The organism is Methyloceanibacter sp., from assembly GCF_050999895.1.
Taxonomy (GTDB): Bacteria; Pseudomonadota; Alphaproteobacteria; order Rhizobiales; family Methyloligellaceae; genus Methyloceanibacter.
Window position 1 is genome coordinate 1 of record NZ_JBPCOU010000021.1, and the last position, 26,338, is coordinate 26,338.

27 protein-coding genes and 1 tRNA gene are annotated in these 26,338 nt (G+C 62.9%); 7 read left to right on the forward strand and 21 right to left on the reverse strand.

Going from position 1 to position 26,338, the window contains the following annotated elements; all coding sequences use genetic code 11:
- Positions 1-333: 333 nt before the first annotated feature.
- From ACR2J1_RS01900 to ACR2J1_RS01915, 4 genes are all read right to left on the reverse strand, one after another.
- Complete coding sequence (locus ACR2J1_RS01900; RefSeq protein ID WP_434017661.1) at positions 334-1,362, reverse strand: VIT1/CCC1 transporter family protein; 1,029 nt, start codon at positions 1,360-1,362, stop codon at positions 334-336.
- A 17-nt stretch (positions 1,363-1,379) separates the two neighbouring features.
- Positions 1,380-2,111 (reverse strand): carbonic anhydrase, encoded by a 732-nt coding sequence (locus ACR2J1_RS01905; RefSeq protein ID WP_434017662.1) that lies wholly within the window; start codon positions 2,109-2,111, stop codon positions 1,380-1,382.
- A gap of 118 nt (positions 2,112-2,229) precedes the next feature.
- The gene (locus ACR2J1_RS01910; protein WP_434017663.1) at positions 2,230-3,342 is read right to left on the reverse strand and encodes an HWE histidine kinase domain-containing protein; all 1,113 of its coding nucleotides are present in this window, start codon (positions 3,340-3,342) and stop codon (positions 2,230-2,232) included.
- 132 nt (positions 3,343-3,474) lie between these two features.
- Positions 3,475-4,617 (reverse strand): class I SAM-dependent methyltransferase, encoded by a 1,143-nt coding sequence (locus ACR2J1_RS01915; RefSeq protein ID WP_434017664.1) that lies wholly within the window; start codon positions 4,615-4,617, stop codon positions 3,475-3,477.
- Positions 4,618-4,779: 162 nt separating this feature from the next.
- On the opposite strand from ACR2J1_RS01915, the gene ACR2J1_RS01920 reads away from it, so the two are divergent.
- Positions 4,780-5,958 carry an alpha/beta fold hydrolase gene (locus ACR2J1_RS01920; protein WP_434017665.1) on the forward strand — a complete coding sequence of 393 codons (1,179 nt, stop codon included), beginning with the start codon at positions 4,780-4,782 and terminating at the stop codon, positions 5,956-5,958.
- A gap of 45 nt (positions 5,959-6,003) precedes the next feature.
- Here ACR2J1_RS01920 and ACR2J1_RS01925 read toward each other — a convergent pair whose 3' ends face one another.
- Both ACR2J1_RS01925 and ACR2J1_RS01930 read right to left on the reverse strand, forming a co-directional pair.
- Positions 6,004-6,183: a DUF1328 domain-containing protein gene (locus tag ACR2J1_RS01925; protein WP_434017666.1), complete on the reverse strand. Its 180-nt coding sequence runs from the start codon at positions 6,181-6,183 to the stop codon at positions 6,004-6,006.
- Positions 6,184-6,306: 123 nt separating this feature from the next.
- Complete coding sequence (locus tag ACR2J1_RS01930; protein ID WP_434017667.1) at positions 6,307-6,732, reverse strand: L,D-transpeptidase; 426 nt, start codon at positions 6,730-6,732, stop codon at positions 6,307-6,309.
- A 222-nt stretch (positions 6,733-6,954) separates the two neighbouring features.
- Between ACR2J1_RS01930 and mepA the strand changes: the two genes are divergently transcribed.
- Together mepA and ACR2J1_RS01940 are read left to right on the forward strand one after the other, a co-directional pair.
- Positions 6,955-8,091, forward strand: a complete 1,137-nt coding sequence (gene mepA / locus ACR2J1_RS01935) for a penicillin-insensitive murein endopeptidase (RefSeq protein WP_434017668.1) — start codon at positions 6,955-6,957, stop codon at positions 8,089-8,091.
- Positions 8,092-8,130: 39 nt separating this feature from the next.
- Positions 8,131-8,526 (forward strand): DUF2237 family protein, encoded by a 396-nt coding sequence (locus tag ACR2J1_RS01940; RefSeq protein ID WP_434017669.1) that lies wholly within the window; start codon positions 8,131-8,133, stop codon positions 8,524-8,526.
- A gap of 41 nt (positions 8,527-8,567) precedes the next feature.
- On the opposite strand, the gene ACR2J1_RS01945 is transcribed toward ACR2J1_RS01940, so the two are convergent.
- The gene (locus ACR2J1_RS01945) at positions 8,568-8,885 is read right to left on the reverse strand and encodes a hypothetical protein (protein WP_434017670.1); all 318 of its coding nucleotides are present in this window, start codon (positions 8,883-8,885) and stop codon (positions 8,568-8,570) included.
- A gap of 139 nt (positions 8,886-9,024) precedes the next feature.
- On the opposite strand from ACR2J1_RS01945, the gene ACR2J1_RS01950 reads away from it, so the two are divergent.
- Positions 9,025-9,114, forward strand: a tRNA-Ser gene (locus ACR2J1_RS01950).
- Positions 9,115-9,346: 232 nt separating this feature from the next.
- Positions 9,347-9,700 (forward strand): hypothetical protein, encoded by a 354-nt coding sequence (locus tag ACR2J1_RS01955; protein ID WP_434017671.1) that lies wholly within the window; start codon positions 9,347-9,349, stop codon positions 9,698-9,700.
- Between the two features lie 275 nt (positions 9,701-9,975).
- On the opposite strand, the gene ACR2J1_RS01960 is transcribed toward ACR2J1_RS01955, so the two are convergent.
- The 4 genes from ACR2J1_RS01960 to ACR2J1_RS01975 all read right to left on the reverse strand — a co-directional run bounded on the left by ACR2J1_RS01960 (position 9,976) and on the right by ACR2J1_RS01975 (position 13,301).
- Entirely contained in the window at positions 9,976-10,239 is a 264-nt protein-coding gene (locus ACR2J1_RS01960; RefSeq protein ID WP_434017672.1) for a hypothetical protein, read from the reverse strand.
- A gap of 180 nt (positions 10,240-10,419) precedes the next feature.
- Complete coding sequence (locus tag ACR2J1_RS01965) at positions 10,420-10,626, reverse strand: hypothetical protein (RefSeq protein ID WP_434017673.1); 207 nt, start codon at positions 10,624-10,626, stop codon at positions 10,420-10,422.
- Positions 10,627-10,721: 95 nt separating this feature from the next.
- On the reverse strand, positions 10,722-12,842 hold the full coding sequence (locus tag ACR2J1_RS01970; protein ID WP_434017674.1) for a catalase: 2,121 nt from the start codon (positions 12,840-12,842) through the stop codon (positions 10,722-10,724).
- 129 nt (positions 12,843-12,971) lie between these two features.
- Positions 12,972-13,301, reverse strand: coding sequence for a septal ring lytic transglycosylase RlpA family protein (locus ACR2J1_RS01975; RefSeq protein WP_434017675.1), 330 nt, complete (start codon positions 13,299-13,301; stop codon positions 12,972-12,974).
- 394 nt (positions 13,302-13,695) lie between these two features.
- Between ACR2J1_RS01975 and ACR2J1_RS01980 the strand changes: the two genes are divergently transcribed.
- Both ACR2J1_RS01980 and ACR2J1_RS01985 read left to right on the forward strand, forming a co-directional pair.
- Positions 13,696-14,931, forward strand: coding sequence for an MFS transporter (locus tag ACR2J1_RS01980; RefSeq protein WP_434017700.1), 1,236 nt, complete (start codon positions 13,696-13,698; stop codon positions 14,929-14,931).
- A gap of 135 nt (positions 14,932-15,066) precedes the next feature.
- Positions 15,067-15,600 (forward strand): hypothetical protein, encoded by a 534-nt coding sequence (locus ACR2J1_RS01985; RefSeq protein WP_434017676.1) that lies wholly within the window; start codon positions 15,067-15,069, stop codon positions 15,598-15,600.
- Positions 15,601-15,616: 16 nt separating this feature from the next.
- On the opposite strand, the gene ACR2J1_RS01990 is transcribed toward ACR2J1_RS01985, so the two are convergent.
- The 10 genes from ACR2J1_RS01990 to ACR2J1_RS02035 form a co-directional block, all read right to left on the reverse strand.
- Positions 15,617-16,420 carry a lysophospholipid acyltransferase family protein gene (locus ACR2J1_RS01990; protein WP_434017677.1) on the reverse strand — a complete coding sequence of 268 codons (804 nt, stop codon included), beginning with the start codon at positions 16,418-16,420 and terminating at the stop codon, positions 15,617-15,619.
- 41 nt (positions 16,421-16,461) lie between these two features.
- The gene (locus tag ACR2J1_RS01995; RefSeq protein ID WP_434017678.1) at positions 16,462-16,899 is read right to left on the reverse strand and encodes a Fur family transcriptional regulator; all 438 of its coding nucleotides are present in this window, start codon (positions 16,897-16,899) and stop codon (positions 16,462-16,464) included.
- Between the two features lie 2 nt (positions 16,900-16,901).
- Positions 16,902-17,417: a GNAT family N-acetyltransferase gene (locus tag ACR2J1_RS02000; protein ID WP_434017679.1), complete on the reverse strand. Its 516-nt coding sequence runs from the start codon at positions 17,415-17,417 to the stop codon at positions 16,902-16,904.
- A 2-nt stretch (positions 17,418-17,419) separates the two neighbouring features.
- Positions 17,420-18,115, reverse strand: a complete 696-nt coding sequence (gene tsaB, locus ACR2J1_RS02005) for a tRNA (adenosine(37)-N6)-threonylcarbamoyltransferase complex dimerization subunit type 1 TsaB (RefSeq protein ID WP_434017680.1) — start codon at positions 18,113-18,115, stop codon at positions 17,420-17,422.
- An 8-nt stretch (positions 18,116-18,123) separates the two neighbouring features.
- The gene (locus tag ACR2J1_RS02010; protein ID WP_434017681.1) at positions 18,124-18,750 is read right to left on the reverse strand and encodes a malonic semialdehyde reductase; all 627 of its coding nucleotides are present in this window, start codon (positions 18,748-18,750) and stop codon (positions 18,124-18,126) included.
- 8 nt (positions 18,751-18,758) lie between these two features.
- Positions 18,759-19,319, reverse strand: coding sequence for a NifU family protein (locus ACR2J1_RS02015; protein WP_434017682.1), 561 nt, complete (start codon positions 19,317-19,319; stop codon positions 18,759-18,761).
- A gap of 856 nt (positions 19,320-20,175) precedes the next feature.
- Positions 20,176-20,799, reverse strand: coding sequence for a universal stress protein (locus ACR2J1_RS02020; RefSeq protein WP_434017683.1), 624 nt, complete (start codon positions 20,797-20,799; stop codon positions 20,176-20,178).
- A gap of 71 nt (positions 20,800-20,870) precedes the next feature.
- A complete protein-coding gene (gene trpS, locus ACR2J1_RS02025; protein WP_434017684.1) occupies positions 20,871-21,911 on the reverse strand; it encodes a tryptophan--tRNA ligase in 1,041 nt (346 codons plus the stop codon).
- A gap of 53 nt (positions 21,912-21,964) precedes the next feature.
- Positions 21,965-23,533 (reverse strand): murein biosynthesis integral membrane protein MurJ, encoded by a 1,569-nt coding sequence (gene murJ / locus ACR2J1_RS02030; protein WP_434017685.1) that lies wholly within the window; start codon positions 23,531-23,533, stop codon positions 21,965-21,967.
- Positions 23,534-23,555: 22 nt separating this feature from the next.
- Positions 23,556-26,336 (reverse strand): [protein-PII] uridylyltransferase, encoded by a 2,781-nt coding sequence (locus tag ACR2J1_RS02035; RefSeq protein WP_434017686.1) that lies wholly within the window; start codon positions 26,334-26,336, stop codon positions 23,556-23,558.
- Between the last annotated feature and the right edge of the window lie 2 nt (positions 26,337-26,338).

The following is a 26,338-nucleotide window of genomic DNA, read 5'->3' on the forward strand; positions in this document are numbered from 1 at the left end:
GCGGGCACGACGATCACGTTGGAGCGCATCGGGAAGCCGAATTCGAGGGTGCGCCCACGGACGGCCGAGCCATCGTTTGCCTTGAGGCTGATGCCGGTGCAAGCGAAGCCCGGCGTCGTGGCGAAGACGAGAGCGGCGACAAGTGCTGATGTGTAAAGACGGCGAAGCATGGGAGGCCTTCTCGGAATGGTCGCGCACAGCCTTAAGCCGGAGTCGTGAGCGCGCGGTTAAGCTCTCGACCATGCACACGTCATGCTTACCGCCCCGTAGCCGCAGCAGGAGCAAACTGGCGAGGATTGTCCCTATCGCCACAAGAGGTTTGCGCGGGCCCCGCTAAAGGGCGACGCCCTCGATACTGAAGAGCGAGCCGATCAGATAGGTTGCGGCAGCGGCCACGGCGCCAATCAGCAGCATGCGCGCCCCGCCGACAAGCGCGCTGCGGCCGGAGAAGAGGCTCAGCACGGCCCCAATCAGGAAGAGCGCAGCGCCGGAGGTCGCGGCGGCCACGACAACACCGTTCAACGTGCCCACCAGGAACGGAATGAGCGGCAGGCTCGCGCCGATGGCAAAGGCGATGAACGAGGAGATGGCCGCGCCGATGGGCGAGCCCAGATCGTCGGGATTGAGGCCAAGCTCCTCGCGCGCCAGCGTATCCAGCGCCTGCTCCGGGTTGGCGATGAGCTTGGCGGCGACATCGCGCGCCTCGTCGATCGGGATGCCGCGCGCGGCATAGATGAGCGCAAGCTCCTCCGCTTCCTCCGCGGGATAGCGCTCTAGCTCGTCGCGCTCCTGCGTGATCTGGTATTCGAACATCTCCCGTTGCGACAGCATGGAGATGTACTCACCGGCCGCCATGGAGAAGGCGCCGGCCAAGAGCCCCGCCACGCCGGTGAGCAGGATAATGCTCGGATCGACGGCGGCGCCTGCGACACCCATCACGAGACACGTATTGGAGACAAGCCCGTCATTGGCGCCGAACACCCCGGCGCGGAGCGTGCCGCCGCCCACGGCACGATGGCGTCCGCCGACCTCTTCAACGGAAATCGGCCAAGGATGACCGGCTTGCTGCGCCTTGTGGCCATAGACGGACACGCCGCGAACCTTGGTGGCCGAAAGAATGGGCCGAACGGCGCGAGGGCCGAAGGTGCGCACGACTACGGCGATGAAGCGGGCGCGGAGCGGGGGCGCAAAAACGGGGATCTGCGTCAGGTCGGTTGCGAGGATTCTCGCCTGGCCCTCGGCGGCCCGAGCCATCTGGTGGAAAAGCGCCGCCTTTGCGGGATCTGTCTCGGCCGCGGCGACCGCAGCCGAGAGGTAGGAGGCGGTCTTCTCGGACCGCCACCGCTGAAGGGCATCTTCCATGGCCAGACGCGCTCTCGCTAAAGCAAGGCGACCTTACCGCTGGCAAGATCGTAGATGCCGCCAACCACATTGATCTTTCCGGCGGCCATAGCCTCCGACACGATTGGCTCGTCGGCTTTCAAGCGCTTCACGTTGAGACGCACATTCTCCTCGATGGAGGCTGCGACGAGATCGCTCGGATGGTGGGCGTGGGCGGCGATCACGGCAGGCTCGATGGCCTTGATGAGATCGGGCAGGTGCCCGGGCAATTCCGCCCGCGCAGTCACCACTTTCACCGCCGTGTCGACCGCGCCGCAATTTTGGTGCCCGAGCACCATGATGAGCGGAACGCCCAAGAACTTCACCGCGTATTCGAGGCTCGCCAGTCCGTCGTCATCGACAAAATTGCCGGCGATGCGCACCACAAACATGTCGCCCGGACCTTGATCGAACGCGAGTTCCGGCGCGACGCGGCTATCGGAACAGCCAAGAACGGCGGCGATGGGATATTGCGCGCTAACGCGCGCGGCGCGCCCGGCCGAGTAATCTTTTTCCCGAGGTGTGTTCGCGGCATAGCGGGCATTGCCGTCCATCAGCCGCTGTAAGGCGGCCTCGGGCTTTATGGCGTTCGGTGCTGGGGTGTCCGAAATGGGTTGCTCCGCAAGGGCCCGTGGAAAGCCCACAATACCGGCGGCAACGAGAGCACCCACACCCGACAACACACCGCGCCGCGAGAGCTTGCGGCCTAAATGTTCGTGAGACTCACACATGACGCGTTCCGCTCCTCCTCCTGCGAAATGCAGGAAAGTAACGGGCCCGGGCCGGCAATCAAGCCCGCATATCGTTCATCATCATCAAATTCTTTGCATTCGGCGGGAGCTGAAAGGCTCAATGCCCTGGATGGGTACCGGAAGAGGCGGGCTCTACATACACTTCGGCGTCCGAATCGTCCTCGCGGCCGGCATTGCGGCGCTCATGCTTAAGCTCGATCGTGCAGAGGAGACCGTCGGTCTCAAAGCACCAATCCACCTTGGCGTTGGCGAGGCCACGCTCGATCAGCCGTGAGCCTAATCCGCGTTGCGAAGGCGGCGAAACCGGCGGCCCGCCGGATTCGACCCAATTGATGTCGATGAATTCGCCGCTGCCGTTTGGTCGGATCTTCCAGGTGACATCGACTTTTCCCGTATCGGCGGAGAGCGCACCGTATTTGCGGGCGTTGGCGCCAAGCTCGTGCAGCAAGGCCCCCAGGCCCACGACCTCGGCCGGCGAGAGCATCACGAGCGGACCTTCGAGTTTCACCCGCTCGTTCATCTCCGGACACGATACGGCAAGCTGTGTGGAAGCCAGCTCGCTGAGAGAGGCACCGCCCCAGTCGCGCGCAAGCAGCAGATTGTGCGCGCGCGCCAAGGCCTGCAGCCTGCCCGTGAAGGACTCCGCGAAGGCTTGCGGCGAGGCTGCGGTGCGTAGGCTTTGCTGGGTGATGGCGAAGATTACCGCAAAGGTGTTGTTGACGCGATGCGCAAGCTCGCGGAGCAGAACCGTCTTTTCCGCCTCGGCGCGCTTGCGCTCGGTGATGTCCTGAAAACAGCTCACGCCGCCAACGAGATTGCCGTCGTCATCGAGAAGCGGGTCGAGATTGGCGAGAATCGTGATGCGCGTGCCGTCGGCACGCTCGATGACCAGCTCACGGTCATGCTGAGGCACTCCGGTCTGCAGCAGCAGAGCCATGGGGCTTTCGTCGTGCTCCACGGGGGTGCCGTCGAGCCGATAGGCCTTCTGAGCGCCGCAGAAGCGGTTCTCCGCCGCGCCGAGAGAAGGCGCATGGCCCCAGAGCGCCGCGGCGCGCTGATTGTACTGAACCAGCGTTCCGTCAATATTGCAGATAGAGAGTCCAACGGGCAGCCGATCCAACAGACCGTCCGCAGAACTGAAGTTCTTCTCTACAGCGCGGGAGATCACGGACACCGGCACACTGCGTGCGCGCGCATGTAAGCTCGCCATTTAATCTGCCTTTTTGTATGCTTTCGTTATGCTGTGCCTAGTTAGTAATGCGCCGCCACAAACAGAAGTTCCCCGACAACGGGATTCAAACAGGCAAGAAATTTCCCTGAGGGGTTCGCTGCGCGCCCTTCATCAAACGGCCGCATCCTTAGGTTTCTCAAGGATCAGGCGGTAGCAATCGAGGTTGCGCGATAAAAATTCGTAGGCGGCACCCCACAAATAGAGCCGGAATTTCCGAAATTCGAAGTCGCCGAATGATTTCTGCACGGCGTCTTTGCTGGCATCCAGATTCCTTGCCCATTGCTGGAAGGTGAGGAAATAGCTCCAGCGGTCGTTGTGAATTTCGAGAACCTCGAACTCGGTCTTGTTCATCTTGTTGAGGAAGTCGTCGAGGACGAGGAAGGAATGGTTGCCGGGATAGATGTGGCGAACCATGAAGGTCGACAGCTCATATTTCTTCCGCGCGGCGCTGCCATCGAGGAAGACGCGGCCGCCGGGCTTCAGCAGCTGATAGAATTTGCGCAGGACGCGCTCGTAGTTCGGCAGATGCTCGATCACGCCCATGATGACGATGGAGTCGAACTGCTCCTTCGGCTCGAAGTCGTAGAAGTCGGTGAGCTCGATATCGAATCTGTCGCCGAAATTCGCGAGCTTGTTGCGCAGATAAGCCTGCGAGACCTCTGAATTCGTGATGCCGGTGAAGCGCACGCCTGCTTGCAGGGCATGGCCGGCAAAGGCGCCCCAGCCCGGCCCAATTTCGAGCACGCGCTTACCGGGGCCGAGATTGCATTGCGCGATGGCCCAGTCGAATTTCCGTTCCAGCGCCGTCGCCAGCGACTCCTCGTCGTTCTCGTAGATGCCCTGGCTATAAGCGGGGAACACGGGATCGAGAAAGCTCTCGAACAGCTTCGGGTCCGCATTGTAGTGCGAGGAGATCGCCTGCTTGTTGGTGTAGACCTGACCGACCAGAAGCGGCTGCACGAATCGCCAAGCCGCGACCAGAGGGTGGCGATCATCCAGCGAGGCGCGCAACGCAAAGGGCCTTAGCATGTCGCCCTCGATGTCGATGTCGCCTCGAAGATAGGCCTCGGCGATATCGCCTTCATCGAGCGTGCGGAGCGCCTTCAGCGCGCGGTCATTGTGCAAGGCGACGTGAAACGCCGCATCGCCGTTCCCGAAGCTGCGCCGCTCTCCGTTCGGCAACGCAAGCGAGAACGGCGTCTCGACGCCACTCACGCGGTTCAGAAAACTATCCACCGCCGTTGCTGCTGACATTCCGGATCCCCGCTTTTACTTGCTCTTGACCGCGTTCGCGCGCGCGATTGGGCGGATTGTGCCCCGGATGGTCCGGGAAGGAAATGGCTTCAATCAGCCCAAGTTGTTGCCGAACAGCCGTCTGACCCGGCTATGATCGGCCACGTTCAAGGGGAGTTTCGTATGTTCGACATCAGGTTCTGTTCAAAGTTTCTGTTTGCCCTCGTCGTCGCTGTCGGCATTGACGGCGCCCGCGGCGAAGCGGCCGCTCTGCATGAGGTGGAGCCGGCATCGGTCGCGGGGAAGCCGGGATCTATCATCAGGGTATGGCCGCTCCAGGGCGGCGGCCCCACGGGCGCGGATTCCTTCCGCATTCTCTATCGCTCGACGGGATTGAACGGCGAACCGATCGCGGTGTCGGGCTCGATCTTCATCCCGTCAGGGCCGCCGCCCGCGGGTGGCCGCAACGTGATCGCCTGGGCGCATCCGACCACAGGCGTGGTGCCGTCCTGCGCGCCGTCGTTAATGCCCGACGATGCAGGCATGATCTGGGGTCTCGCCGATATGCTTGCCCAGGGCTATGTGGTGACCGCGACCGACTATCCCGGCCTCGGGACGCGAGGGCCGCACCCCTATCTCATCGGCGTGAGCGAAGGCCGCGCGGTGCTCGATTCCGTGCGCGCGGCGCGCGACCTGCCGAGCGCCGGCGCGTCGAATCGCTTCGCGGTGTGGGGACACAGCCAAGGCGGGCACGCTTCGCTTTATACCGGCGAGCTTGCCGCGAGCTATGCGCCGGACCTCAAGCTTGTCGGCGTCGCGGCGGCGGCGCCCGCAACCTATCTCGTGGAGCTGTTCGATGCCGACGCTGAAAGCGCCACTGGCAAGGAGCTTACCGCGATGGCACTCTACTCCTGGTCGGCGCTCTACCATCATCCGGCATCCAGCCTTGTCGAACCCGGAGCCATGGGCGTCTATGAGGCCATGGCGCGCGACTGCATCGAGTCGGTGCCGGAATTCGTCGCGCTCGACAAAGCAGAGACGCCGCTCAGCAAGGAACGGTTTCTAAAGGCGGACCCTACCGAGACAGAACCCTGGCGATCCATCATGCTGCGCAATACGCCGGGCCAAGCGCCCGCAGGCGCACCCGTGTTCATCGCGCAAGGCAGCGCCGATACGACGGTGCGCCCGGACATCACGGTGAAGTTCGCAACCGCACTCTGCAAGCAGGGGGCCCGCGTTCATTTCATCAAGCTTCCAGGCGTCACACATACCTTCGCCGCGAAGGACAGCGTGCGCCAGGCGCTTGCGTGGATGCGCGATCGCTTCCGCGGCGCGCCGGCGCCGACCAATTGCGGGAACTGACGAAGCCCGGCCGTGCAGCGGCGGCCGGACCCTGTTGCGTTGCCTTTAGAAAATGAGCTTGCCCGCGGTGATGGCCATGATCAGGATCACGAGGAAGATCACGAGAAAGATAAAGAACAGGATTTTCGAGAGCTGTCCCGCGCCGCGCGCCACCCCGGAAAAGCCGAGTGCGCCCGCGACAAGCGAGATCACCAGGCAGATCAATGCCCATTTCAATAGGCTCATAGTGCCCGCTTGCCTGGGAGGACGGCAGCGCCGCCCTCGTTCTGCTTGAGGCACGGGTAAGGCGCCTCAGGGACGCAACCCTATAGGAGTCGCGGATCGGCGCGAAGAGTGGAGCGCCGCGACTTAATGGGTGATCCGGATCACCGTGTTGGAGCGTCCGGCCTGGCTTACGAGCGTGTAGAGCTGCGCGGCATTGGAGGGATGCAGCCGGATGCAGCCATGGGACGCGGGACGGCCTAGATGCTTGATCTCGTAAGAGCCGTGAATGGCGTAATTGCCGCTGAAGAAGATCGAATAGGGCATCGGCGAACCGTTATAGATCGTCGAACGGTGATAGCGCACGAGCGACTGCGGCTTGAACGTGCCGGTCGGGGTGTGGTAGCCGCGCCTCGCGGTTGAGACCGGCCAGCTATAGCGGGGTGCGCCATTGACATAGACGTCCATGCGCTGGCCCGAGAGCGAAACCTTGGCAACGACGCCGGGCTGGGCAAAGGCCGGAAGGGCCATGGCAACGATGAACAGCGCAGCTAAAAGAACAGACTTTCTCATCAATTTACTCCCTCAACGCGAGTTACAATTCAGTTGGCCGAGGCGCCAGGCCAGTCCATGACGCGAGCTTAGAGACCGCGCCTGAACATCTCCTGAACAGGCTTATTCGGTCGCGTCCTGGCGCACCGTCAAGCAATCCGAAAGAGCCTGACGTTCTAATTGCGGCCATCATTTGTGCTAGGCTTACGGACTAAGGGCCGGGCAAGACCCGGATCGAGGGCGATGCGAAAGCTCATTTTCTGCCTGCTCACGCTGCTCATTTGCGAGAGTGCGGTAGCCCAGCAAATTCACGCGCCTGGAGCGGCGCCGCAGGCCGCCGCCAAGCCAGCCGCCGAGAAGGCGCCGGTGAAAAAGAAGAAGCCGGAGCCGAAGGGTCCGCCCGCGAAAGAGCTGTTCGGCACGGTCGATTCGCCCGCGCCGCTCGCCGCGCGCGCCATCGGCTCCTATGCCAAAGGCTGTCTTGCGGGCGGCGCGGCCCTTCCGATCACCGGGCCGGACTGGCAAGTGATGCGGCTGTCGCGCAACCGTAATTGGGGTCATCCCCGCCTCGTCGACTATATGGAGCGTCTTGCGAGCGATGCGCGCGCGCTTGACGGCTGGCCAGGCCTCCTTGTCGGCGACATGGCGCAGCCGCGAGGCGGCCCCATGCTGACCGGCCATAGCAGCCACCAGATCGGGCTTGATGCCGATATCTGGCTGACCGCGATGCCGGAACGGGTGCTGACCGCGCAAGAGCGGGAAGACATCAGCGCCGTCTCGATGCTCAAAGACCCCTTCACCGTCGATCCGAAAGTCTGGACGCCGCTGCACACGAAGCTCATCCGACGCGCCGCCTCCTACCCGCAGGTCGCGCGGATCTTCGTGCATCCTGCAATCAAAAAGGTCCTTTGCGAGCAGGCCGGGAAAGACCGCGCCTTTCTCCGGAAGGTGCGGCCGTGGTGGAACCATTACTACCACTTCCATGTCCGCCTCACGTGCCCGCCCGGTCTCGCGGGGTGCGAGAACCAGCCTCCCGTGGGTGACGATGACGGTTGCGGCCAGCAATTGAAGGATTGGTACGCCATGCTGCGCAAGGCCGCGATCGAAGCTGCGAAGGCGCCCCAACCCGGCGCGAAGCCCTGGAAGGGGAAGCCGGCGCTTACGCTCGCCCAGCTTCCGCGCGAATGCGGCACGGTCCTGAAGGCTGGAGGTCATACGCCGGTCGTGGCGGATGCAGGCACCCTGCCGGCCGCGCTCAAGGTAGCCGCCGGAAAGGATGCCGGCCCGCCGCTGCCCAAACTCGATCAGGCGGCGTTGAATGCGCTGGTCGGAGGACAGAGTGCCGGCATGCCGCTTCCGGACCGCAATCCGAACCGGTAACCCCTTCACCACAGTGACGCAATCAGGCACAATCGCCTTATGCTGGAATGGCGAGCAAGCCGAGGCGAGCGTCAGCGCAATGTGCTGGGCGAGCCGTTGCAAACCTGCTCGGACCGGCCGCTGACCGGGTTCTATCGCACCGGCTGCTGCCACACGGGGCCCGAGGATCTCGGCCTGCACACGGTGTGCGTGGAGATGACGACAGAGTTTCTCGCCTTCTCCAAAGCGCGCGGCAACGATCTGTCCACGCCGCAGCCGGATTTCGGGTTTCCCGGTCTCAATCCCGGCGACCGCTGGTGCCTTTGCGCGGAACGCTGGCGAGAGGCCTTCGAGGCCGGCAAGGCGCCGCGCGTCATTCTCGGCGCGACGCATGAGGCAACGCTCGAGATTGTCGAGTTGGACGATCTGAAGCGCTACGCCATCGATCTCGCTTAAGCGCTCCGAGCGACGCGCCGGCGTCAATAGAGCTCACACCTCTAATTGATGAAGACCTCGGCGGGACGGCGCTTTTGGCCGAGCCAATAGAACAACACGCCAAGCAGGCCGAACACGAGCCAGGTCGGCGCCTGAAGAACCGAGGTGATGACGGGGTTCCAGAGGAACGCGCCGATATTAGTCTCGATGGCAGTTTTTACAGCGTTGAGAGAGGTCGGGCTAAGCTCGGCCCATTGCGTCGAAACCGGCGTGACAACCCACGAGCCGCCACCGCCCAAGCTCTTAGTGGCATCGACCACAGCCGCCACCATGGCGAGGAGCAGGAACCAGACGCCGAATACGCGAAGCAGAAAGAGCATGACCGATCGGGGCGATTTTTTGTGTCCGACCTTACATAGGCGATTGCGGGCCGGTGTTCAAACCCCTACACGCGCGGGCGGTCGCGCTTGAACGCATGAGTCGCTCAGCTATAGTGCGGCGCTTTGTTCGTGGGTCTAGGGAGAGGTGGCCGAGTGGTCGAAGGCGCACGCCTGGAAAGTGTGTAGGCGGGTAACCGTCTCGAGGGTTCGAATCCCTCCCTCTCCGCCAGCCGCAGCAGGACGCCCTGCACCTCCTAGTTAAGCCAGATCATCTTCAGTTAGTGACGCTAATTTTGCGCTGTGGAATCTTTGCCAACCGCAACTGAGGGGTGGAACGTTCAATATGGCCGCCTTATCAAGATTATTTTGGTTTCCGTGTTTGCGGTTGTCTGTTTCGCCACCCCCGCGCCAGCTTCTCCGGCCATTCTTGGGTATGCCCCGTCTCCGTCTTCGATGCCCTGGTGGATGTCGATTTCAAATGCGGGTTGGTGAACGGAAAGCTAGTCTGCGGCAAAAAACAGGGAGGCCATAACAAGAACGACGACGACGACGACGACGACGATGATCGCGGGAAGGGGAAGAAGAAAAAGGACGCTCAATCCGAACTGAGCGAGTGCACCATCCAGGAACCAGGTGGAGGTGGCGGCTGCAAGACCGGGTTCAAGCGGGTCTGCGAGAAAATGAAAAGCGGCAAGAAATGCTGCGGCTGCGTGCCAGATAGAGATGCGGCCCCTAAAGATGTGGCCCCCTGCCGAAAGAATCGAGGATCACCCCTGCTTCCAGCATTGCAGCCTCAAATGCAGTGGCCCGCCTGACGAGGCTCGACAAGCCTGCGTGCTCGACTGTTTGCAAAGCACTAACTGCTCACCGCACTAAAAGTGCAACGCGCGACGAATTACTTCTGAAGGTATCGGTATGCGGATTAATCCGGCGGCGCCTTCCTCTCAAGCACGCGCCTTCAGAGTAGGGTCGGGCGGAGATGCGAGACTCAAGCTGATTTTGACGATCGGTTGGGATCCAAGCATCCGACAGTAAAGCCTCTCGACCTCAAGGCGCCGGCTCCGGGAACCAGCGCCTTGCGGTTTAGGGCCTAGAAGCCAATCCAAACGCCGCCACGGCCATAATAGCCGCGGCCCGTACCCGAATCGCGCCACCTGTACTTGGCGCGGTCGTTATCGGCCCACTTCCAGTCGTCGTCATAGACCTGGAGATTCACCTGGGGCGGATAAGTGTGGCGGTCTTTCACCTTCCAGCAGTCGCCGTCTTCATTGCAGACAACGGCGGCAGACGCACCGGTCGAGATGACAAGGGCGCCGGCGATGCCCAAAAGAGCGCTTCCGAAATATTTCTCCATGGTTTTTTCTCCTGAGTCGCGTTTGCTATACCCCTAAACGCTTCGCCCGCTGCTTGGTTCACTCCAAGGAGGCGTGGTTTTGAGTGATTTCTGGCGAACTGACGCGTCCACGGGCGTGCCGATGTTGCGGGATAACGGCGCTCCCGCGCCGCTAGAAGGGGCCCGAGGCGCGTGGAGCGGTTAGCGGGTGGCGTCGTGGACCTCTTCGCGAACTTCTTTCTGGATGAGGCCAAGAGAGCGGCGCACCTTGGTCATCGCCACATCCCAATTCACGATTTTCTGCGACTCCGCTTCTGTCGGCGCATCGGCGCGATCAAACGTGTCCAGGAAGAACACGACCAAAACGATGAGCAGCACGCCGGTGATGATCCCTGAGAGAAAACGCATCGCTAGCCTCCCTGATGACTTCTTTGAGAACGCAACAGTGCCTCACGCCGTTCCGATCGATACGCGGTGACGACAACCGGAATTGACGGCCGCAGCTACGCCATTTTGACGTTCCGTTCGCGTTCCCAGAAGCGCAAATCGCGGCACGACGCCACGAATTTCGCGGCATCCTTGGGCGCGTTCAGTTCGAGGCAGCCTGCGTCGAGATCGCCGGCAAGCCCGGCCTTCTCGAACAGCGCCATGGCATCGGCGCTGTAGGCGATGAACTTGCAATGCGCGAACGCGTCGTTGACGAAGTCCTTGGCCGCCGACGCGCGGGAGAGAGCGCTTGCGCCTTCCCCCGAGACGAGAACAGCAACGGCGTCGTAAAGCACCGAAGGTCCGCCGTCGATTTTCTGCTTGGCCTCGATCCAGGTGCCGTCGCTCGCTTCAACGCCCCCGACCATCGGCGCGACGAACTCGATGAGCGCGCCTTCCTTCTCGAGCGCAGACTTCAAGCCTTTCACCAAAGCGATATCGACGCCATCGGTAATCAGCGCGCCGACCTTGCGGCCCTTGAAGTTGCCGGGCCCATTGAGGAGGATGGAGAGCTTGGGCGACGGCTTCAGGTCTTTGGTGGGCATGGCGGCATCGGCCGGCTTCGGCGTCCCTTCCATACGGAGGCCGTCGACGACGGTCTGGGCGAGATCCTCGTCGACATTCAGAAGATGCGAGACGACGCGCGCCCGGATTTCCGGCGTCTCGACCTTGGAGAGTTCGAAGGTGAAGGCGGCGGCGATGTGGTTCTGTTCCGTCTCGGTCTGCGAGATGTAGAATTGCCGCGCCTGGCTGTAATGGTCGGCGAAGGTCTCGGAGCGGACGCGCTCCTTGCGGCCTTCGATCTCTTCGGGGAACGAGCTGAAGCCGGTCTTCGGCGCCTCGCGCGCGCCGCCGATCTCCGGCCCCCAAGAGTTTGGTTCGTAGTTGGCGCGGCCCTTGGGGTTGTGAAAGGCCATGTGGCCGTCCTGCTGGAAATGATGGAAGGGGCAACGCGGCGCGTTGACCGGCAGATGCACGAAGTTCGGGCTGCCCAAGCGCTTCAACTGCGTGTCGAGATAGGAAAAGTTGCGGCCTTGCAGCAGCGGATCGTTGCTAAAGTCGATGCCGGGCGGGACGTTGCCGGTTTGAAACGCCACCTGCTCGGTCTCGGCGAAGAAATTGTCGACGCAACGATCGAGCACCAGCCGGCCGACAATGCGCACGGGCACATCTTCCTCGGGAATGAGCTTGGTCGCATCGAGCACGTCGAAGTCGAAACTGTCGGCGAACTTGTCGTCGAAAAGCTGCAAGCCCAGCTCCCACTCCGGATAGTCGCCGAGCTGGATCGCATCCCAGAGATCGCGGCGGTGAAAGTCGGGGTCGGCGCCGTTCAGCTTCACCGCCTCGTTCCACACCACGGACTGCATCCCCTGTTTTGGCTTCCAGTGAAACTTGACGAAGGTTGACTTCCCACGCGCGTTGACGAGTCGGAACGTGTGGACGCCAAAGCCCTCCATGAAGCGGAAAGATCGCGGGATGGTGCGATCCGACATGATCCACAGCGCCATGTTGATCGACTCCGGCGACAGCGAAATGAAATCCCAAAAATTATCGTGCGCGGTTTGCGCCTGCGGAAAACCACGATCAGGCTCCTCCTTCGCGGCGTGGATGAGATCGGGAAATTTGATCGCGTCTTGAATGAAGAAGACGGGGATGTTGTTGCCGACAAGGTCCCAGTTGCCTTGCTGCGTGTAAAGCTTGACAGCGAAGCCTCGCACGTCGCGCGCCATGTCCGCTGAGCCCTTATTGCCGGCAACGGTGGAGAAGCGGACAAAGGCTTCGGTTCTTTCGCCCGGCCTCTGAAAGAGATCGGCGCTGGTGATGTCGGAGAGAGATTTATAGGTCTCGAAGAAGCCATGCGCTCCGAAACCGCGCGCATGCACGACCCGCTCCGGAATCCGTTCATGATCGAAATGAAAAATCTTCTCGCGAAAATGCTGATCTTCGAGAAGGGTCGGACCGCGCGATCCCGCCTTCAAGGAGTTCTGATCGTCGGAAACCGGGATGCCCTGTTGGGTGGTGAGGACAGGCACGTCGCCGTCCGCGACCTGATGGGTCTCGCCGCCGGTGCCGCGCAGGATCTTCTGCACGCCGAGCTTCGCCGGCCGCAGCGTCGCATTCGAATTTTGCTTTGCCATGGATTCCGCTTTGTACGAGGGACGGGTACGCCCCGGGCCACCAGCGCCGCGAGACCCGGGTTTAACCCGGCTGCTTAGCGCCCGTTCCCTTCAAATCAGCGGAAATCTTCGTTTAGTCCTGCGGCAGACTTAGCACTGCCGCATCGTCACGGCCTGCGACGAACGCATGCCAATGGCCTTCGCTGCGCCATGGGAAAGGTCCAGCGAGTAACCCTTGGTGAAGGGGCCGCGATCATTGATGCGGACCTTGACGGTCTTCCCGGTCTTCGGATTGCCGACCATCAGGCAGGTGCCGAACGGCAGTGAGCGGTGAGCAGCGGTGTGGCCGTCCGGGTTGAACATTTCGCCGTTCGCAGTGCGATTGCCGCGCAGCTCGTTGCCATACCAGGTGGCGCGAACTTGTGTCGCCGCGAGAGCAGGTGTGGCGACGAATGCCGCGATCAGCGCGACAGGGATCATGCGTCTCATGGTTGTTTCCCTCTTGGTTGTTCTGCCCCCAAGGCGGGTGCGGGGAACCAAGGCTTGGGCTTTGATTCCGTTCAGAATCCGGCCAATCTGTGGGAGAATGAGGCAGGACGTCCAGCTCTCGCCCTATTTGGCGCAGTCAGACTGAGGACGTTCCCAAAATGCGACGCAGAAGATCGCTGGTGATCGTGACGATGCCTTGTCACGCGGCTCGTAGTCGCCGCCGAGCACGGTGCTGAATCGTCTCCGTCCGCACCGGCGGGCTTGGCCAAAACCGGCGGGGGCGTTCTTCCGGATCTGACTTGCGGTTTGCGGCAAATGAACCCTTGCAGTCCCGGCGCGGTTGGGCCCAATGCTGCCGCCGACCAAGAAGGCTCGAGTTCCGCGCATGGCGATGCAAGCGAAATTGCCCGCCCCCCAAGGAGCGGCGGAGGGGACAGTTGTCGCGGTGCTGGCGGCGATCGGCGTCTGCCACATGCTCAACGACGTCATCCAGTCGCTGATCATGGCGATCTATCCGATGCTGAAGACGAATCTCGACCTCGATTTCGTCGAGATCGGGCTCATCACCTTCACATTCCAATTCACGGCTTCGGTGCTCCAGCCGGTGGTCGGCTATTACACCGACCGCTACCCCACGCCCTATTCGCTCGTGCTTGGCATGGCGTCGTCGCTTGCCGGGCTCGTGCTGATCGCGTTTGCATCGAGCTATACGATGGTCCTCGCCGCCGCGGCGTTGATCGGCATGGGATCATCGGTGTTTCACCCGGAATCCTCGCGCGTCGCGCGGCTCGCTTCCGGTGGACGCCACGGGATGGCGCAATCGGTGTTTCAGGTCGGCGGCAATTTCGGTACAGCGCTGGGACCCTTGCTCGCCGCCTTCATCGTCCTTCCCTACGGCCAGCACACGATCGCGTGGTTTTCCATCGTGGCGCTGCTCGGCATGGCGCTGCTCGCGGGTGTCGGCACTTGGTACGGCAAGACGCTGAAGATCGAGCGCGCCAATCCATCCAACGAGCTGAAGGCCATCGCGGAACTCGGCCGCAAGGAGGTCGCAGCCTCGATCGTGATCCTGATGGCGCTGACCTTCTCCAAGCATTTCTACCTCGTCAGCATCACGAGCTTTTACATTTTCTACCTGATCCATGAGTTCGGCCTATCGGTCGAGAGCGCGCAGCTTTACCTGTTTCTGTTTCTCGGCGCGGTGGCGGCAGGAACCGTGATCGGCGGCCCGATCGGCGACCGTATTGGGGCAAGGCGCGTGATTCTGTGGTCGATCATCGGGGTGCTGCCATTCACGCTCGCGCTGCCTTATGTGGGCCTATTCTGGACCGCGGTGCTCAGCGTCATCATCGGGCTCATTCTGGCTTCGGCGTTCCCCGCCATCCTCGTTTATGCCCAGGGCATGATCCCGGGCCGGGTCGGCATGGTTGCGGGCCTGTTTTTCGGCCTCGCCTTCGGCATTGCCGGCATCGGAGCGGCCCTGCTCGGCTGGCTCGCCGACGCGACGAGCATTGAATTCGTTTACCATGTCTGCGCCTTCCTCCCGGCCATCGGGCTCCTCGGCTATTTCCTGCCGGAAACGACCAAGCCAAGGCAGCGTAGGCCGCGAAAGGCAAAATAGGCGGGACAGCGGACTCTTTCGGGCCGCACTCCGTTCCCAATTTTGTCGATATTGCGATGCAACCTGCGGACTCAAGCGAGCGTTGCTCGCCGGGAGGACTCCCATTTTTTTGAAGCTGTCTACTGGAGGTGCGCCATGCGCGACATCCGCAGCGATCTGCAAGATCGCGCTCATCACATCGAAGAGCAGCTCAACGGCGCCCAGGCGCATTTCGAACGCAGGATTGAGCAATTGCAGAGCGAGCGCGACGCGCGCATTGCCGAACTGAACGCAGAGCTAGCGGCGGTGAGCAAGCTCTTGGAGTCCGAGACGCGCCGGCTCGGCGGCCAAGGCGCCCTACAAAGCGCACCACAGGCTCAGCAAGGTGCCGGTCCGCAGGCAGCGCCGCAGTCGCCACAGGGCGAGCAGCAAGCACAGCAACAGACGCAGCCTTTGCAGCTCGGCGATCTTCTGCTGCGCACGCTTGGCGACGGCGGCTCCCTCACAAAGGAAGAGCTGCGCGACCGGGCGGTGCAGGACGGCTATTTCCCCGATGCCGATGCGGCGGCGCGTGGCGTCTATGCCACGCTCTTCAATCTGGTGCGGGGCGGCCGTATTAGGCAGCTCCCCGATGGGACCTTCGCCGCGCTCACGGTGATGGACACGATCCGCTTACGGAAGGCGATGTAAGCCCCGTTAACGCATTTTAGCGCGCTGTGCCCGTCCATCTCCCGCGCAGGAGACTGGTCACGTCATTGCGCACCTTCTCTTCAGCATAGAGCGCGAGCGCCTTGCGATCCGCGAACTGATCGAGCGGCACCGGCGGGCCGATGCGGATTTCTGCGTCGAGCGGACCCTTGCCCAGCAAGCGCCAGGCGTGGCTTGCAAGATCCATATCTCCGTACCAGGCGACGAAATGGCGGCCGCGACGGCAGAGCGGCAGGCCGTACAGTTTCGTGTAGGTGATCGCCAGGGTCTGCACGCAGACATTCCGGTGCGTCGCCGCCTCGCCTTGCGGTTTCACCGCGGCAAACAACGCCGTCTTGAAGGGCAAGACCGTGTTCCCGTCGCTGGAGGTGCCTTCGGCAAAGAGGACGATGTGGTCGCCGGCATCGAGACGCTGCAAAATTTCGTTGGCCTTGCCGGTCACTTCGGTGCGGCGGTTGCGGTCGATGAAGACCGAGCGCTGGAGCTGTGCGAGCCAGCTCACGAAGGGCCACGATGCAACCTCCTGCTTCGCTACAAAGGAAACGGGCGCGACCGCCGACAGCACAACGATGTCGAGCCAGGAGACATGATTAGAGACGAGAAGCACACCGCCCTCCCGCGCGACGCGGCCCTCGACGCGTAGGCGCACGCCGACGATCCTGCAGACTTGGCGGTGATACCAATGCGGGAAGGTGCGGGCAAAGCGTGACCCGGTCCGGCGCAACAGGAGCTGGAGCGGCATCAGCGGAAGCGTGAACGCAAAGAACGCCGCAAGGACGAGGAACGCGCGCAAGCGTCTCATACGGCAAGCATTGGCAGGGAAAGGGACATCAAGTGCGGCTGCTAGCCCTTGCCGTTCTTGACCGGCGTACCGAACAGCTCGAGCCTGTGGCCGATCAAACGAAAGCCGAGTTCTCGGGCGACACTTTCCTGCAAGCGTTCGATCTGCTCGTTGCGAAACTCGATGACTTCACCCGTCTTGACGTTGATGAGATGGTCGTGATGGCCATGCCCTGCCTCTTCGTAGCGGGCGCGGCGATCGCCGAAATCGTGACGCTCCAGGATACCCTTTTCCTCGAACAGCCGCACGGTGCGATAGACCGTCGAAAGCGAGATGCGAGAATCGCGAGCGGCGGCGCGGCGATGCACTTCCTCGACGTCGGGATGGTCGTCAGCCTCCGAAAGCACTTGAGCAATAATGCGGCGCTGACCCGTCATGCGCATGCCCTGATCGGCGCAAAGACGCTCGAGCCGGCTGTCCCGTATCGTTTCCTTGGGCATAATCAAGGGCGTCTGAATTGTGGTGTCGGCGCACGACTTGCCGCATCATCGGGGCCTCGGCCTGAAAGGGCAAGGCTCAAGATCGCGGCATCGGCCCCATTCTCGTAATAGGCCGGGCGGCTCCCGACGGCGACGGCGCCGAAACTGCGATAGAGAAGAAGGGCCGCGTCATTGCCGTCCTCCACCTCGAAAAAAAGCCGTTTGGCGCCGGCCTCGCGGCAGGCGGCAGCCGATGCGCCGACAAGCGCCCGTGCCAAGCCTTGGCGCCGGTTATCGGGCAGCACGGCGAGCGTCAAAAGCTCGGCCTGGTCGGCAACGCCGCGGACGATGACGAAGGCTTGCGGAGAGTTATCCCCCTGCGCAGCGGCGAGCAGCGACAGACAAAGCGGCTCGGCGAGAAGCTGCGCGAACGCCGCCTCATCCCAGCAGCGGGGAAAGCAGGCGCTGTGAATCGCGGCCATGATCGCCGCGTCGCCAAGCAAGGCTTCACGAACAGAAATGGCGGAGGCGAACGGCACGATCAGCGACTCGCGGTCATCTTTGCCTGCGGCTTCGCGTCAGGCGGACGCAAATAGAGTGGCCGCAAGACCGGAATCGTCTCGTGCGCCAACAGCGCCAGCTCCGCGAGCGCTGCGGCGCGTGGCTGCAATTCTATGAGCGTCGCTTCGATGCTGCGTCCGTGCGCATTTGCGGCCTCGGTGAGCAGCGTAGCGCCGCTTCCAACAACAATCCGCAGATCGCTCGGAAGCAGGAGGGACGCATCTTGCGGGGTCAGCAGAAGCGGGCCCTCACGCCTTTGCCCGTCAGCTCCGAACAGACCGAAATAGATCATGTCGCGCCGCGCATCGACGGCGACCGCGAGAGGCGCGTCCGAGCCTTCCGTCACGTCTGCGGCGCTCGCCTCGGCGGCCATGACAGTGAGACTGTCAGTGCCCCAGAGCTTCGCTTTCATGACCAGCGCAAAGCCGCGTGCCGCCGAGATGGCGATGCGCACGCCGGTGAAACTGCCGGGTCCAACCGTCGCTACGATCAAATCGAGATCGGCGAAGTCCTGCTCCGCTTCCGCCATGACCGCGGCAACCATGGGCATGAGTGATTCGGCGTGGCCGCGCTCCATCAGCTCGTGTCGGGTGATGAGCCGCTGCGCTCTCGCCGCGCTGCGCAGCAATGCGGCGGAGCAGGCGCCCATGCTCGTATCGAGCGCGAGAATGTTCATGGGGCGGTCTAGATGATCTCGGCGATTTCGTCGAACGCGAAGCGCGGCGAGCGCGGTTTCAAGGCGCCCAGATCGCCGTAGCCGAGGCTACAGAGAAAGTTCGATTTTATGTTCGTGCCGGGGAAGAGATCGCGATCGACGCCGTCATTGTCGAAGCCGGACATCGGACTGCAATCGAGACCAAGCGCGCGAGCGGCCATGATCAGATAAGCGCCCTGCAACGTGCCGTTGCGGAAGGCGGTGTCGAAGATTTTCTTGTCTTTGCCCTCAAACCAGCTCTTGGCATTGGTGTGGGGAAAGAGGCGCGGCAGGTACTCGTAGAAATCGAGATCGTAGCCGATGATGGCGCAGACAGGCGCCTTCATCATCTTATCGCGATTGCCTTCGGAAAGATGCAACTTCAGCCGTTCCTTCGCTTGCGGCGATTTCACGAAGAGAATGCGCGCCGGACTGCAATTGGCCGAGGTCGGCCCGAGCTTCATCAGATCGATGAGCTCGTACAGGAGCGCGTCAGGGACATCCCTCGACTGCCAGACATTATGGCTGCGGGCGTCGCGAAAGAGCTGGTCGAGCGCGGTGTCCGATAGAGCCTGGTGCCGGTCGTCGGAGCCGCGGCCGTTCGTGCGGCGTGCCACGCGGTCCGTCACACCGGGCGAACCTCTTGCACCTCAGGAATAAAGTGGCGCAGGAGATTCTCGATGCCGTGGCGCAGCGTCGCCGTGGAACTCGGGCAGCCGGAGCAGGCGCCGCGCATATGCAGATAGACGATGCCGTCGCGGAAGCCCTGGAAGGTGATGTCGCCGCCATCCTGCGCGACCGCGGGCCGGACCCTCGTATCGAGCAGCTCCTTGATGGTCTTGACGGTCTCCTCGTCGGCGGGCTCGAAGAACTCGCTGTCTTCTTCGTCGGCCGACTCGCCACCGGCGTCCACGGCGTTTTCGCCGGAGAGATAATGCTCCATGATGGCGCCGAGGATGGCGGGCTTCAGATGCTGCCACTCGCCGTCGCCCTTGGTTACGCTGATGAAGTCGGTGCCGAAAAAGACGCCGTTGACCCCGTCGATCTCGAACAGGCGCGAGGCGAGCGGCGACCCCTTGCCCTCATCGGCCGTGAGAAATTCCATCGTGCCGGCATCGAGCACGGGACGGCCGGGGATGAATTTCAGGGTTGCGGGATTTGGGGTCGCTTCGGTCTGGATAAACATGGCTGCCTCGAAGGTGAAAAGCTTGCAAACCCGATTAATAGGCGGCTGATCAGCTTAGAATTATTCTAGACCATACTTGGCCCCACTGGGCGCAAAGTCAAGGCGGGCCCGGGGGTTATAGCACGCATACGCCTCCATTGCCGCGACGCGGATGCGTCCGGTGTTAGCGGAAGTCTTCCCCTCGAAGTGAGGGGGTGGCGCGCCGAAAGGCGCAAACATTTTGTGTCCGCGATCTTTGCGGATCGCGGCGGGCGCCTCGCGGCGCGCCAAACGCGGCAGATTTTTCGGTCGCCGGGCCGCGCTTCGTCCCAGATCTCCCGCTTCCCCGTGTCCGTCAGGGGTCGCGTTTGGGTTGGACCCTGGGATCGTCAGCCAGCTCCTGGTGGGGCCTCATAGTGGACCCGGGCGGAGCCCCGGCGCCGTTCCGCTTCACGACGCCTCCTGCGCGCGCCCCTTCACGGACGAAGTGATGCGGAGTGTAAGTGAGGTCCGGAGGGCGGGGATAAGTTTTTTCCGCGTGGCTTCTTTATTCGCCACCCTCACCCCCCTCCGACGCGCCTTCATTGATGCGCTATCGCTTCGCTGCATGAGCGCTTGCGCGCGTCGTGCTCCCCCACAAGGAGGGAGCGGACAGCAGTGGTGCGCTCGGCAATGGACACAGGTGTCTCAGCAAATGTCATTCCGGCGCACGCCGGAATCCAGGGGCGCGGTTGACAGAGTCTCATGCTGGATGCCGGCTTTTAGCCGGTATGACGAGAAAGACGTGGATGGACGGGACCCGCGTAGTGGCGCTATCGCTTCGCTGCTCGAGCGCTTGCCCCGCCAGACGAGTGGCTGGAGAACAGGGACGCGCAGGTTAGGCGAGCGCGAGGATCTCGTCGATGGTCAAATGGCCCGGCACAACGGTGATGGGCACCGGGAAGGTGCCGGCAAAACGGCCGCCGGCGAGGCTCGCAACGAGCGGACCCGGTCCTGAAGGATCCTTGGACGCGCCGAGGACAAGCACGCCGATATCCTCGTCCTCCTCGGTCAGCTTCGTGAGCTCCTCCGCCTTGATGCCCTCGCGCACGATCTCCTCCGGCACGATCTTATCGAAGCCCATGGCCTTCAGCTTGCGACCGAAGAGGCGGAAGACCGCCCGGGCCTTGCTGTGCCCTTCCTCGCGCGCGATCTCCTCGACGCCCAGCCAGTGCTGGAAATCGACGCCGGGCTCGATCACGTAAAGCAGCGCGAGCTGGCCATGCGTGCGTTGCGTGCGGCTCGCCGCGAAGGCAAGCGCGCTTTCGCATTCCGGCGTCTCGTCGACGACGACCAGAAATTTCCGCTTATGCCCTTCCTTGAAGATCTGCCGCAATCTGCGCTCGCGGGACTTCGCCGCCTCCGAGGGTGTCTCCTTGGCGGCGGGCTTCTTCGCCGCGGGCTTCTTGGCGGTTTCCGTGCTTTGCTTTTTCGTGGCCATCATGGGGGCGCATGCTGCCATCAGTTGGCGTCTTTGTCATGCAGCCTTCGCGCGAGTAACGCCATAGATCGCCCCAGCCGGGCGATGCGGCGTCAGCGGATGAAGCCGACAATTTCCTTGGTCTTGTCGAGGATCGGGTCGGCAATCGCATGCGCACGCGCAGCCCCGCGCTCGAGCACACGGTCGATATGGGACGGCTCGGCGAGGAGCTTCTTCATCTCGGCGCCGATCGGGACGATCTTGCTCGTGGTGAGATCGGCGAGCGCCTGCTTGAACGAAGAAAAGGACGCGTTGCCGAAATTGCGCAAGACCGACTCCTTATCGGTCTCGGCGAGAGCGGCAAAAATACCGACGAGGTTGTCGGCCTCGGGCCGCGCCTCAAGACCTTTAACCTCCGACGGCAGCGGCTCGGGATCGGTCCTCGCCTTCTTGATCTTCTTCGCGATGGCGTCGGCGTCGTCGGTCATGTTGATGCGCGTCATGTCGGATTCTTCCGACTTCGACATTTTGCGCGTGCCGTCGCGCAAGCTCATGACGCGCGTCGCGGGGCCGGTGATGAGCGGTTCGGGCAGCGGGAAGAAGCCGTCCGCAAATCCCGCGCGCGCGATCGTGGCTGCAAAGTCGTTGTTGAATTTCTGCGCGATGTCGCGGGCAAGCTCGAGATGCTGCTTCTGGTCCTCGCCAACGGGAACATGCGTCGCGTGGTAGAGCAGAATGTCGGCCGCCATCAGGTTCGGATAGACGTAAAGCCCGGCGGAAGCGTTCTCGCGGTCCTTGCCCGCCTTCTCCTTGAACTGCGTCATGCGGTTGAGCCAGCCGATGCGCGCCACGCAGTTGAATATCCACGCGAGCTCGGCGTGGCCGGAGACCTGGCTCTGATTGAAGACGATATGGTTTTCGGGATCGATGCCGGCGGCGATGAAGGCGGCGGTGACCTCGCGCGTATTGTGGGCAAGCTCGTCGGGGTCCTGGAACACGGTGATCGCGTGCAGGTCGACGACACAATAGAGGCAGTCATGCTCGGCCTGGAGCGCGACGAAGCGCGTGATGGCGCCGAGATAATTGCCGAGATGGAGATTGCCGGTCGGTTGCACGCCGGAAAAGACGCGCGTCTTGGTGTTCGTCTTTTCCATGCCTCGCCCCCAATCGTGCGCGGTTATGACGTGGCTGCCAAAGCCGCGCAACCCTATCGGCCTCGAGCCGCTCGCAGGCTCTTAAGCAGAGATCTCAGTCGCATCGCGCCGAAGAGCTCGGCCGCACCGGCATAGGTTGTAAGCCCGCTCCCGACCAGCAGGAGAAGCGCCCCGACGCGCGTCAGAAGGCCGTTCTCGGGCGCGAACCAGGGCGCGAGCAGGCCGGTCAAAAACCAGACCACAACCCCCATGACGACGGTCGCGGCGGCGATGCCGAGAAAGGCGCGGCGGACAGCTTCGTCGAGTTCGAACTCACCCCGGGACCGGAGCGTGCCTGCGAGCAGGGCGACATTCAGCCAGCCGGAAAGTGCGAGCGCAATGGCGATCCCCGTCGCGCCCAGGAAGGTGAAGAGGACGATGCTGAGGACGAGATTGAATCCCAAGCTGATGCCGGCATAGATCATGGGCGTCTTGGTATTCTCGCGGGCGAAGAAACCCGGCTGGAACACTTTGACCAACACGAAGGCGGGAAGGCCGATGGCGAATGCGGACAGGAGGTCCGCTGTCGCGCGCGAGTCGATGGCGGTGAAGGCGCCGCGCTCGAAGAGGACGCGGATGATCGGCCCGGACGCAAGGAACAAGGCGGCCGCCGCCGGCAAGGTCAGGAGCAGCGCGATCTCCAGCGCGCGGTTCTCGCTCGCAAGCGCAGCCGCATGGTCGCCCTTCCGCAGCTTGTGGCTCAAGTCTGGCAGCAAAACGACGCCGATGGCGACGCCGATCACCCCGAGCGGGAGCTGGAAGATGCGTTCGGCATAATAGAGCCAGGACACGACCCGATCTTGCAGCGTGGCGATGATGGTCGCGATGACCATGGTGAGCTGCGCCATGCCGCCGGCGATGAGGCCGGGCACGGCACGCGCGAGGAGCTTGCGCATATCGGGGGTGAGGCGGGGGCGCAGCAGCGCCAGCCCCATCTTGATCCTGGTGGCCGCGGCGGCGACGAGGACGACTTGCAGCACGCCGGAAGCGGCGACGCCCCACGCGAGCGCGATGCCTGCCGTGGAATTCGGCCCGATGCCGAACGCGACCAACCCCAAAAGCACGCCGATCAGCACGACATTCAGAAGAGTGGGTGCGAAGGCGGCGAGGGCGAAGCGCCCGAAGGCGTTGAGGATTCCGGTATAGAGCGCAACGAGCGACATGCAGACGAGATAAGGGAGCGCGATCCGCGCCAGCATGACGGTGAGATCGAACTTGGCGGGATCGGAGACAAAGCCCGGGGCGAGCGGCAGCATCAGCCAGGGCATGAGAATCTCACCGGCGAGGGTGAAGACCACGAGCAACAGGGTCAGTCCCGCAAGGGCCTCCTCGGCAAAGCCGCGCGCAGCATCGTCGCCCTCGCCGTGGAGGCGGGAAGTAAAGAAAGGGATGAAGGCCGCATCGAACGCGCCCTCGGCAAAGAGGCGCCGGAACATGTTCGGCACGCGGAAGGCCACGAAGAAGGCGTCGGCGACGGCGCTCGTGCCGAGCACCGCCGCGATCAGCACATCGCGTACGAAGCCGAGCACGCGGCTGAGGCTCGTCATCGCGCCGACAGTCGCGAATGCGCGATAGAACGCCATGGCTAACCTGCGACGGAATGGGTCAAGGGCGTTGGGCTACCGCCTGCCGGCGCGGCACAAGCGCCTTCAGCAGGCGCTCGCGGATGGTGCCGATCCGGGTCGAGCTCGTGATCTTCTTGCCCGTCAGGTCGGTGACGTAGAAGACGTCGACCGCCTTCTCGCCGAAGGTGGCGATATGGGCAGACGCGATGTCCAAATTCATGTCGGAAATCTCACGGGTGACGTCATAGAGGAGACCGGGACGGTCGAGACCGTTGATCTCGATCACGGTCAGCGCATCGGAGAGCGTGTTGTCGATCACGACTTGCGGTTCGACGGTAAAGGCGGAGAGGCGCGATTTCGGCTTCCGCTTGGTGCGAACTAATTCGGCAAGGCGTGCCTCGCCCTTCAACATAAGCTCGATATTGGACGCGATCTTGCGCGCGCGGCGCTCCTCGTCCTCGGCGTGGTCGAACTCTCGCTCCAGGTGAATGGTGTCGAGCGCCATGCCGTCGCGGGTGGTTGAGATCTGCGCATCGACGATGTTGGCGCCAGCGCCGGCGCAGGCGCCCGCGACAAGGGCCAGAAGGCGCGGGTGGTTCGGCGCCAAAAGCGTGATCTCGGTCACGCCGCGAAATGCGTCGGTGGAGATATGCGTGACCAAGCTTCGGTTCTGCGCCAGAGCATCGCGGAGCAGCTTAGCATGTTCGACAATCACATCGAGATCGGTCCTGAGCCAATAAGCCGGATAATGCCGCTCGATGAATTGCTCGAGATCGTTCTGCGGCCAGTCGGTGAGGCGCTCCTTCAGCGCATCCTGGGCACGAGACACCCGCTCGCTGCGGCTCAAGGTGAGGTGGCCGCCGCCGAGCACGGGCTCGGTTTCGAAATAGAGCGTGCGCAGGAGCTGACCCTTCCAGCCGGTCCAGACGCCAGGGCCGACGGCGCGAATATCGGCGACGGTCAGAACCATCAACAGCTTCAGCCGCTCGCGGCTCTGCACCAGAGCGGCAAAATCGCGAATGGTCTTTGGGTCGTTGAGGTCGCGGCTCTGCGCGAACTGGCTCATCGCGAGGTGATGCTCGACGAGCCAGACGGCTGTTTCCGACTCCGAGGCGCTAAGACCGAAGCGCGGGGCAAGCTCGCGCGCGATCTGCGCACCGGCGACGGAATGATCCTCGTCCCTGCCCTTGGCGATGTCGTGCAGGAGCACCGCCAAGTAGAGCGCGCGGCGACTGTCGATGGTGCGGATGATTTCGGTGGAGACCGGATGCTCGATGGCGTACCTGCCGCGCTCGATGCCGGAGAGAAATCCGATGGTGCGGATCAGATGCTCGTCCACGGTGAAGTGGTGATACATGTTGAACTGCATCATGGAGACGACGCGGCCAAAGGCGGGAATGAAACGGCCTAGCACGCCCGCCTCGTTCATCTTGCGCAGCGTCCCTTCGGGATCGCGGCCGTCCATGACGAGGCGCAGGAAGAGACGATTAGCGATCGGATTGTTGCGAAGATCATCGTCGATGAGACGGAAATTGCTCCGCACCTGACGCAGTACCTCCGGCGAAAACGAGGCTTGGTGCTCATCGGCGAGCACGAAAAGCCGGATGAAGTTCACCGGGTCCTTGGCGAAGGCGTCCCTGCTCACCGCGGAGATGCGGCCGTTCTCGATGCGGAAATCCGACGTGCGCCGCAGCTTGGCGCGACGGCGCCAGCCAAAGGGCGCGAGCAATGCATCGAAGGAAGGCAGCGATTTGAGCTGCTTTATCTCCAGCGCCGAGCAGACGATGCCGGTGAGGCTGCCGACTTCCTTGGCGACGAGAAAATAGTGCTTCATGAAACGCTCCACCGCGCTCAAGCCGGCGTGGCCGCGATACCCGAGCCGCTCCGCCATCTGCGTCTGCAAGTCGAAGCTCAGCCGCTCCTCGGGACGGCCGGTGAGAAAATGCAGATGACAGCGCACCGACCAGAGGAAGCTCTCGCAGCGGCGGAAGCTGCGATACTCGGTACGGGTGAAGACGCCAGCCTCGACAAATTCCTGCTCGGCCTTATCGGGATAGGGATGCTTCGCGAGCCAGTGCAGGGTGTGCAAATCGCGCAAGCCGCCTTTGCCGTCCTTCACGTTGGGCTCGACGCGGTAGCGCGAGGCGCCGGAGCGCGCATGGCGTTCGTTCTGCTCGGCGAGCTTCGCCTCGATGAAGGGGCGCGCGTTGCCCTCGAGCACGTCCTTACGAAAGCGCTGCTGAAACTCCGCATAGAGCGTGGCATCGCCGAGAATGAGGCGGGCATCGAGAAGCGCGGTGCGGATCGTCATGTCGGACAGGCTGAGACGCACGCATTGGTCGATGGTGCGGGTGGCGTGTCCGACTTTGAAGCCGAGATCCCAGAGCAGATAGAGCATGTACTCGGCGACGCTCTCGCCCCAGGCGGTCTGCTTGTAGGGCAGCAGGAACAGGAGATCGATGTCGGAGCCGGGCGCGAGCAGCCCGCGACCGTAGCCGCCTTGGGCGACCATGGCCATGCGCTCGGCGGCCGAAGGGTTTTCCGCGCGATAGACGTGGTTGGTGGTGAAATCGTAAGCGAGCCGGATCAGGGCGTCCTGAAACGCCGACAGGCCGGCGGCGCAGGCGCGGCCGTCACCATCACGTTCAAGCTGCCGCCTGGCAGCGGCGTGGGCATCCGCGACGAGGCCGCGCAGACGCTCGACAAGCGCCGTGCGCAGCGAGGAAACCTGCCCCGAATAGGCCTCGGCAAGCACCGCCGCCTCGTGCCGCATCAGGTCGAGATCAAAATAAGGCGGCTGTCTTGGTGCAGGCTGATCCATGG

Coding starts and splice junctions, on each gene's coding strand:
- ACR2J1_RS01960 (WP_434017672.1), bottom strand. CDS start 10,239: ATGGAGAAATATTTCGGAAGCGCTCTTTTGGGCATCGCCGGCGCCCTT.
- ACR2J1_RS01975 (WP_434017675.1), bottom strand. CDS start 13,301: ATGATCCCTGTCGCGCTGATCGCGGCATTCGTCGCCACACCTGCTCTC.
- ACR2J1_RS02035 (WP_434017686.1), bottom strand. CDS start 26,336: ATGGATCAGCCTGCACCAAGACAGCCGCCTTATTTTGATCTCGACCTG.
- mepA (WP_434017668.1), top strand. CDS start 6,955: ATGCGAAAGCTCATTTTCTGCCTGCTCACGCTGCTCATTTGCGAGAGT.
- ACR2J1_RS02015 (WP_434017682.1), bottom strand. CDS start 19,319: ATGTTTATCCAGACCGAAGCGACCCCAAATCCCGCAACCCTGAAATTC.
- ACR2J1_RS01995 (WP_434017678.1), bottom strand. CDS start 16,899: ATGCCCAAGGAAACGATACGGGACAGCCGGCTCGAGCGTCTTTGCGCC.
- murJ (WP_434017685.1), bottom strand. CDS start 23,533: ATGGCGTTCTATCGCGCATTCGCGACTGTCGGCGCGATGACGAGCCTC.
- ACR2J1_RS01930 (WP_434017667.1), bottom strand. CDS start 6,732: ATGAGAAAGTCTGTTCTTTTAGCTGCGCTGTTCATCGTTGCCATGGCC.
- ACR2J1_RS01985 (WP_434017676.1), top strand. CDS start 15,067: ATGCGCGACATCCGCAGCGATCTGCAAGATCGCGCTCATCACATCGAA.
- ACR2J1_RS01990 (WP_434017677.1), bottom strand. CDS start 16,420: ATGAGACGCTTGCGCGCGTTCCTCGTCCTTGCGGCGTTCTTTGCGTTC.
- ACR2J1_RS01940 (WP_434017669.1), top strand. CDS start 8,131: ATGCTGGAATGGCGAGCAAGCCGAGGCGAGCGTCAGCGCAATGTGCTG.
- ACR2J1_RS01910 (WP_434017663.1), bottom strand. CDS start 3,342: ATGGCGAGCTTACATGCGCGCGCACGCAGTGTGCCGGTGTCCGTGATC.
- ACR2J1_RS01925 (WP_434017666.1), bottom strand. CDS start 6,183: ATGAGCCTATTGAAATGGGCATTGATCTGCCTGGTGATCTCGCTTGTC.
- tsaB (WP_434017680.1), bottom strand. CDS start 18,115: ATGAACATTCTCGCGCTCGATACGAGCATGGGCGCCTGCTCCGCCGCA.
- ACR2J1_RS01945 (WP_434017670.1), bottom strand. CDS start 8,885: ATGCTCTTTCTGCTTCGCGTATTCGGCGTCTGGTTCCTGCTCCTCGCC.
- ACR2J1_RS01905 (WP_434017662.1), bottom strand. CDS start 2,111: ATGTGTGAGTCTCACGAACATTTAGGCCGCAAGCTCTCGCGGCGCGGT.
- ACR2J1_RS01965 (WP_434017673.1), bottom strand. CDS start 10,626: ATGCGTTTTCTCTCAGGGATCATCACCGGCGTGCTGCTCATCGTTTTG.
- trpS (WP_434017684.1), bottom strand. CDS start 21,911: ATGGAAAAGACGAACACCAAGACGCGCGTCTTTTCCGGCGTGCAACCG.
- ACR2J1_RS02020 (WP_434017683.1), bottom strand. CDS start 20,799: ATGGCAGCATGCGCCCCCATGATGGCCACGAAAAAGCAAAGCACGGAA.
- ACR2J1_RS01980 (WP_434017700.1), top strand. CDS start 13,696: ATGGCGATGCAAGCGAAATTGCCCGCCCCCCAAGGAGCGGCGGAGGGG.
- ACR2J1_RS01970 (WP_434017674.1), bottom strand. CDS start 12,842: ATGGCAAAGCAAAATTCGAATGCGACGCTGCGGCCGGCGAAGCTCGGC.
- ACR2J1_RS01920 (WP_434017665.1), top strand. CDS start 4,780: ATGTTCGACATCAGGTTCTGTTCAAAGTTTCTGTTTGCCCTCGTCGTC.
- ACR2J1_RS01915 (WP_434017664.1), bottom strand. CDS start 4,617: ATGTCAGCAGCAACGGCGGTGGATAGTTTTCTGAACCGCGTGAGTGGC.
- ACR2J1_RS01900 (WP_434017661.1), bottom strand. CDS start 1,362: ATGGAAGATGCCCTTCAGCGGTGGCGGTCCGAGAAGACCGCCTCCTAC.